Origin of the sequence: Mesorhizobium calcicola, from assembly GCF_042682105.1 — a bacterium.
Classification (GTDB): Bacteria; Pseudomonadota; Alphaproteobacteria; order Rhizobiales; family Rhizobiaceae; genus Mesorhizobium; species Mesorhizobium calcicola.
Window position 1 is genome coordinate 47015 of record NZ_JBHUGY010000029.1, and the last position, 6434, is coordinate 53448.

Annotated in this window: 5 protein-coding genes and 1 pseudogene; all 6 read right to left on the reverse strand. The window is 65.5% G+C overall.

The annotated features are described in order from the left end of the window. Positions 1-3 precede the first annotated feature (3 nt). Complete coding sequence (locus ACFSQT_RS19825; protein WP_379021263.1) at positions 4-1443, reverse strand: DUF5691 domain-containing protein; 1440 nt, start codon at positions 1441-1443, stop codon at positions 4-6. Beyond that, positions 1440-2822, reverse strand: coding sequence for an SWIM zinc finger family protein (locus tag ACFSQT_RS19830; protein ID WP_379021265.1), 1383 nt, complete (start codon positions 2820-2822; stop codon positions 1440-1442). The genes ACFSQT_RS19825 and ACFSQT_RS19830 overlap by 4 nt, the downstream gene beginning before the upstream one ends. Positions 2823-2945: 123 nt before the next feature. Beyond that, entirely contained in the window at positions 2946-4226 is a 1281-nt protein-coding gene (locus ACFSQT_RS19835) for an MGH1-like glycoside hydrolase domain-containing protein (protein ID WP_379021267.1), read from the reverse strand. A gap of 22 nt (positions 4227-4248) precedes the next feature. Continuing rightward, complete coding sequence (locus ACFSQT_RS19840; RefSeq protein WP_379016982.1) at positions 4249-5289, reverse strand: ABC transporter ATP-binding protein; 1041 nt, start codon at positions 5287-5289, stop codon at positions 4249-4251. A 21-nt stretch (positions 5290-5310) separates the two neighbouring features. Next, positions 5311-6156, reverse strand: a complete 846-nt coding sequence (locus ACFSQT_RS19845; RefSeq protein ID WP_379016981.1) for a carbohydrate ABC transporter permease — start codon at positions 6154-6156, stop codon at positions 5311-5313. Between the two features lie 13 nt (positions 6157-6169). After that, positions 6170-6434, reverse strand: a pseudogene (locus tag ACFSQT_RS19850) (sugar ABC transporter permease); the annotation flags it as partial.

The following is a 6434-nucleotide window of genomic DNA, read 5'->3' on the forward strand; positions in this document are numbered from 1 at the left end:
TGATCATGTGTTGGTTCTGGGCCCGGCCAGCGATGCGTTGAGACGCAGAAGACCGAGCGAAGGCGCCGCCGGAGCCATGCCCGCCGCAACAACGTCCCCGATCAATTTTTCCGCCGTCGCCGCTGTCGCGAGAAGGCCCATCGTTTCCAGTATCTGGTCGGCGCTTCGCTTCAAGGGCTCGTCGTTTCCCGCAACGGCGGAACGCAATGCCGGCAGCGTCTGGCCGTTTGTCAGGTCGCCCCATTCCAGCCAGCCTGCTTCGACGCCTTCGGCCAGGGTGAGCGCACCAAGATATTGCGTGTCTTTCAGGATCAGCCTGACCAGGACACGCTTCCTGCGGCTGTCCAGACGCGGCATAAGGTGGAGGACGAAAAGCGCCGGCTTGCCGCCTTCGGCGACAAGCGCATCGGCCATATGCGTCACCGCGGCATCGCTGCCTGACGCGGCGACCATTCGAGCGACAAGGATGTCGGCATTGTTGTCGGTGCCGAATTGCCAAGCCGCAATGAAATCGGACTCGGTGACGCCAAAGCGCGCGGCAAGCTCAACCAGGTTGCAGGTTTCGAACAGTTCGGCGCGGCGTCTTTCCTGTGCCGGCGATTTGAGCTTTGCCGGCGCGTAGGTGGTGCGGCGGCGGATGAAACCGGATTTGCCTTCCGTGATGAAGGCGGCGAGTTCGGCTGTCGGATCCTCCGCCCCGCCATCGCCCGGGTTGCCATGCTCTCCCAGCCTTGCCAGCAGCCGGGCAGCCATTTCGCGCACCCTGGCGGAACGATCGGCGGAAAGGCTCTTCAGGAATGGCACGTCATCGGCGCCCAAGCCGAACGTCATGAGTTCGATGAGTGCAACCCTGACCTCCGCCGGCTCACTTGATCCCTTGGCCTCGATCAGTTGTCTGGCCAAAGCCGGAGCGGTGCGGCGCAAATCGGCCAGCGCGGTACGGCGCGCGGCGGGATAGAAGTCATCCCAGGTTTCCGCGGTCAGCTGCTCCCGGCGGGATTGTTTTTCGCCATCCACACCTGCCTGCCAGTCGACCCAGGGCGCATAAACGTCCGGACTTTCCTGATATGACGGGGCGGGCATCCAATCCATTGGATGCAGCACGAAGCCTCGGCTGGCGACGAGCGTTGCCACGCGTGTCTTGGATCTTGCGTCGGCTGCATGCTTCAGCGCGGCTCGCAAAAGCGGCCGCAGCCGCTCCGGCAGCATCGGCAAGGCAAGTTCAGGCAGTGGCGGCCGTCGGTTCAGCGCCTTCGGCGCCGCTGGCCGCAAGGCAATGTCGAGGGCCTGCGCGGCGATTGCCAGCAGCCGGCGTTCACGCTCGTCGGGACTGGCACTGGCGGCGATCTCCTTCCACGCGGCCGGAGCCAGATCGAAGGTAGTCCCGCCGGTGATCCAGCAATCGCGCATCGTCGCCAGGCCGGTCTGCTCGATCTCATTCACGACAGATCAAGCCTCCCGAATCCGCTTTGCGCCGCCAGCAGCTCAAGCCGGCTGCCGTTCCAAAGTGCGGCCGTTGCCTTGAGGTCCAGCCCGAGCAGCGTTGGATTGACGGTATCGGCGATCGGCAAGGCGATGCCGTGCGGATCGCCCGCGGCCTGCCACCAGGCGGCACCCCGATCGTCCAGCAGGATCGCTCCGGGCGGCAGCATGACGGGGCAATCGGTGACCCAGGGCGCGGCGTCCTGGCGAGCGACATGGGCCGCCAGCGGATCCGACGCGCCAAAGCTGAAATCCGGCCACGGGCCGGACGAGACGTCGCCCTTGCGATCCGCCACCAATGCCCGCAGCGGCTGCCGCGCCGGATAGAAGACCAGCCGGGCATCGAAACGGTCACCTGGCGTGAACGCGTTCGACCGGCGACCGGCCGAGGCCGGAAAATAATCGAGCAGCAGGGCAAATTGCGAGGTGGCGCCGTTCAGGTCGAGCAGCCAGGTCGAATGGCTGACAAGACCGTCACGGCGCGGCTCGATCTTCTCGCCCAGCACTTCCCAGACGCTTTCGACCTGTGTCGCATCGGGATTGGCCAGCACCTGTTCGCGGCTCTCGGAGGTCGAGACGAGCCGCCTCAGTTCCGGGTCGTCGGGTGCCGATCGCCAGGCCTTGGCCAGCAGCACAAGCTTGCCGAGCTCGCGGATCGCCGCGTCCGGGCGCTCCTCGCCGCGCAGCGCCATCAGCCGTGACGGTATCTCGTCGATGCGGCTGGCAAGTGCCGTCGCCTTCATGTCGACCAGCCGCGCGGCAATCCGGCGGCAGCGATCGCTGCTGTTGTCGACAAAACCGGCAAGGCCAAGCCGCAGCTGGTCGGCGATCCATTGATCCAGTTCATCCAGGCCTGCCGACACAGAGGAACGCGTGTCTTCCGCCCGCTTGCGCTGCGCAGCCTCGCGGCGCTCGGCCGCGGCCGCGTCCTCGACAACAGCGCTTTCGTCGCGCGAGGCTTCGACGATGCTCTTGCCGCCCGCACCGGGTGCCGGTGCCACCGGCTGCGACGCGGGCTTCCTGCGGCGGCCGAGCCAATCGTTCACCCATTCCGGCGTCGAGCCGGCGGCGACAAAACTGGCTGGCGCGGTGGCGGCGATCCACATCAGCGCCAAAGTGTGCTTGCAGGGAAATTTCCGCGACGGGCAGGTGCATTTGTAGCCATGGTCGCCGGTGTCGACGACCACACGGTAGGGATTGGAGCCGGAACCCTGGCATTCCCCCCAGATGAGAGCGAGCTGTTCGTTCTTTTCGAGCCGTGGCCAGTTCGATTGCTTGGTCAACTTGGAAGCGGCGCTCAACGACGCCTGGTCGGGCGCAAGCGCCTCGATGGTTTTCAAGTCAAATTCCAAGCCGCGCCTCTCGTCGCTCGAACGAATGCCGGTCGCCAGTATAGATGGCCGTTTGCGAAGGATTCTTGTAGCAGCAGAGGAATAGAGACCGATACGGCGGGCCGCAAGTATTCAGCTCGCGTGGCGCAGAAATTCGATCACCATCGCCGCCGTCCAGGTGAAGCGGCCGCCGCCGAGCGGTTCGCCGGTGAGCGGATCGTAGTATTCGGCAAAGCCGCTTTCCCTGATCAGGTCCAGGCTGGATTGCGTGATGCGCCGCGCGGCGTCGTTGTGGCCGGCTGCGGCAAGACCGTCTGATATCATGTAGTTGACCACCAGCCAGACCGGGCCGCGCCAGTAGCGCTTGGCATCGAAGCGTGGATCGCCGGGATCATGCGACGGCACGACGTAGCGCGCGTTGGCGGCAAGGCGCTCGACGGTGGCGGCCAGCGCTTGCGCACGAGCCGTGGGGATGGCCGCGAAGGCCGGCAGGATGCCGCCGACGGAGGCGCTGTCGATCCGTTTTCCTGTGATGCGGTCGAGACAAAGATACTGGCCCTGCGCATCGCTCCAAAGCCGTTCCATCGCCGCCAGGCCTTTTTCAGCGCGGGCACGATTGGCGGCGGCAATCGCGGTGTCGCCCAGCGCTTGCGCGAGATCGGCAAGATCGGCCGCGGCGCGGATCAGGATGGCGTTGAAGCCGGGATCGACGACCTGGAACGGCGAGGCGTCATGCAGCCTGGCATTGTCCCAGCCAAGCCCGCGAAAGTGCTGCACCAGCCAGATGTAGCGGTCGTACTGTTCCCGTGTCGGACGGTGCGCCGGGTCGGCGTGCAGGGTGTCGCGGCGGATGTAGGGCTCGACGCCTTCGGTCGGCACGCGCTCGAAGGCATCGTCCCAGTCGATGGAATTGTCGCGGCCGGACTCCCAGGGATGGATGATGGCGACCAGCCCCTCGCCCTTGGGGTCGCGGGTTTCGTAGAACCATCGATGCCAGGCATCGATCTTCGGCAGCAGCGCGCTGGCGCGTTCTCTTGCGAGCGTCTTGTCCCTAGCGCGGTCGAACAGGCGGCGCACTGCAAAGCCGGCGACGGCCGGCTGGGTGATGCCGGAGGTGGCCGTCGGCCGGCCGGTCCGCCAGACCTCCGGGCCGGGAAAATAGCCGTCGTTCCAGACATGGAAGACGATATGCGGCACCATGCCGTCCGGCCACTGGTGCGCGAACAATGTCTCGATCTCGGTCCATGCGCGCGCCTCGTCATAGTGGGCAAGGCCGAGCGCGGTCAGGCAGGAATCCCAGTTCCACTGGAACGGATAAAGGCCTTTGGTCGGGACGGTGTAGGCGCCCTGGTCGTTCTCTTTCAGCACCTCGACGGCGCGGGCGATGATGTCGTTGGTGGCAGAAGCAGTCATGGATGTTCGTGGGCTTTCGATGTCAAAGGGCATTGGTGGTTTCAGGATCGAACCAGCGGATGCGGTCGGGTTTGGGCGCCAGGCGCAGGTGATCGCCGACCTTGACGCTGGCATTCGATTCCAAGATGGCGCGGAACAGGCCGCCCTCGACATCGCAGGTGACCAGCGTGTGCGGTCCGAGCGGCTCGATGACACGCACGGTGGCGTACAGACCCTCGCCGCCGGCATCGACGTCCTCGGGGCGGATGGCGAATTCCAGCTTCTGCCTGTCTGATTTGGGGCCGGGGAGCGTCAGCCCGGCAACGCTCCAGCTGCCGTTCGCGGTCTTCGTCGCGGGCAGGAAATTCATCGGCGGATTGCCGATGAAGGAGCCGACGAAGCGCGCGGCCGGATTGCGGTAGACCTCGACCGGCGACGCAGCCTGGACGATGCGGCCCTGATGCATGACGGCGATGCGGTCGGCCAGGCTCATCGCCTCGACCTGGTCGTGGGTGACGTAGATGGTGGTGGTCCTGGAGGCGGCGAGCACGCCCTTGAGTTCGGCGCGCATTTCCAGCCGCAGCAGCGCGTCGAGATTCGACAGCGGCTCGTCCATCAGGATGACGTCGGGCTCCATGGCGAGCGCGCGGGCGACGGCGACGCGCTGGCGCTGGCCGCCGGACAGCTGGCCGGAATAGCGGTTCAGCAATTGCTCGATATGCATGAGTTCGGCGGTGCGGGCAACGCGGCGCTCGACCTCTTGCTGCGGCAATTTCTTCATCCGCAGGCCGAAGGCAATGTTCTCGAACACGGTCAGATGCGGAAAGACGGCATAGTTCTGGAACACCATGGCAATACCGCGGTCGCGCGGCTGCAGATGGTCGACGCGGCGGCCGCCGATCCAGACCTCGCCCTGGCTCGGCGTCTCCAGCCCGGCGACGATCCTCAGCAGCGTGGTCTTGCCGCAGCCCGATGCGCCGAGCAGCACCATGAATTCCTGATCGGCGATGGTGAGGTCGACCTGATGCAGCGCGGTGAAGCCACCGAAGCGCTTGGCCACGCCCTTGATCGCGATTTCAGCCATGAGCGGTCTCCGTGTCGCGCGTCATCGGTTGGCGATCCCCCACATGGCGAACAGATATTTCCTGACGGCGAAGATGAAGATCAGCGCCGGTACGACCAGCGCCGCACCGCCGGCGAATTTGAGATAGAGCGGCGATTCACCAAGGCTCTGCAAAAGGAAGGCGGTCAGCGTGCGGTTCTCGATGGTCAGCACGGCGGCCGCAAACACCTCGTTCCAGGAGATGGTGAAGGCAAACACCGCCGAGGCCGCGATACCGGGTAGCGCCAGCGGCAGGATGACCTTGCGAAAGGCCTGCCAGCGCGTGCAGCCGAGCGTCCACGCCGCCTCCTCGAGCTCGACCGGAATGCCGGAGAACAGCGAGAAGGTGACGAGCACGGCGAACGGCAGCGCCAGCGTGGTGTGGACCAGCGCCAGCCCGATGGCGGTGTCGTCGAGACCGGTGCGGATGAACATCACCGCCAGCGGCAATGCCAGCAGCGGCAGCGGAAAGGCGCGCGTCATCAGCACCAGGAAGCGGAAGGTTCCCTTGCCCGGAAAGTCGAAGCGCGACAGCGCGTAACCGGCCGGTGCGCCGAAGCCGATGGCGAGGATCATCGTCAGGGTGGCGACCAGGACCGAGTTCCACAGCGCCCTGGCGACGCCGGCGAAATTGATGAAGAAGGACAGGCTGCCAAAATCAAAGGACGGGAAGAAGCGCTTGGGAAAGGCCGTGACCTCGCCCGGCGACGACAGCGCGTTGACGATCAGGAGGTAGATCGGCAACAGCACCCAGACGCAAAGTATGATGGCGGTGGCAATCAGCAGCCAGTCGCCGGCCTTGCGCGCATCGGCGGTCGCGGCAGCCGGTGCTTGCGTGACCGCGCTCATATGCGCGCCTCCTTCATATCCGTGCCTCTTTGGGCACGCGCAGCACCCTGAGGAAAAACAGCGTGAAGCCGATCGAGACGGCCAGGATGAGCAGCGCCGAAGCGGCGGCGACATTGCGGTCCTGCAGCGTGAATTGCCAGTTGTAGGTCTCGCCCATCAGCACCGGCAGATTGGTGCCGCCAAGGGCTGCGACGACGGCGAAGACCTCGAAGGCGAGGATGACGCGCAGGATGATCGCCGTCTGCAGGCTGGGGCGCAGCAATGGCAGCGTGATGCGC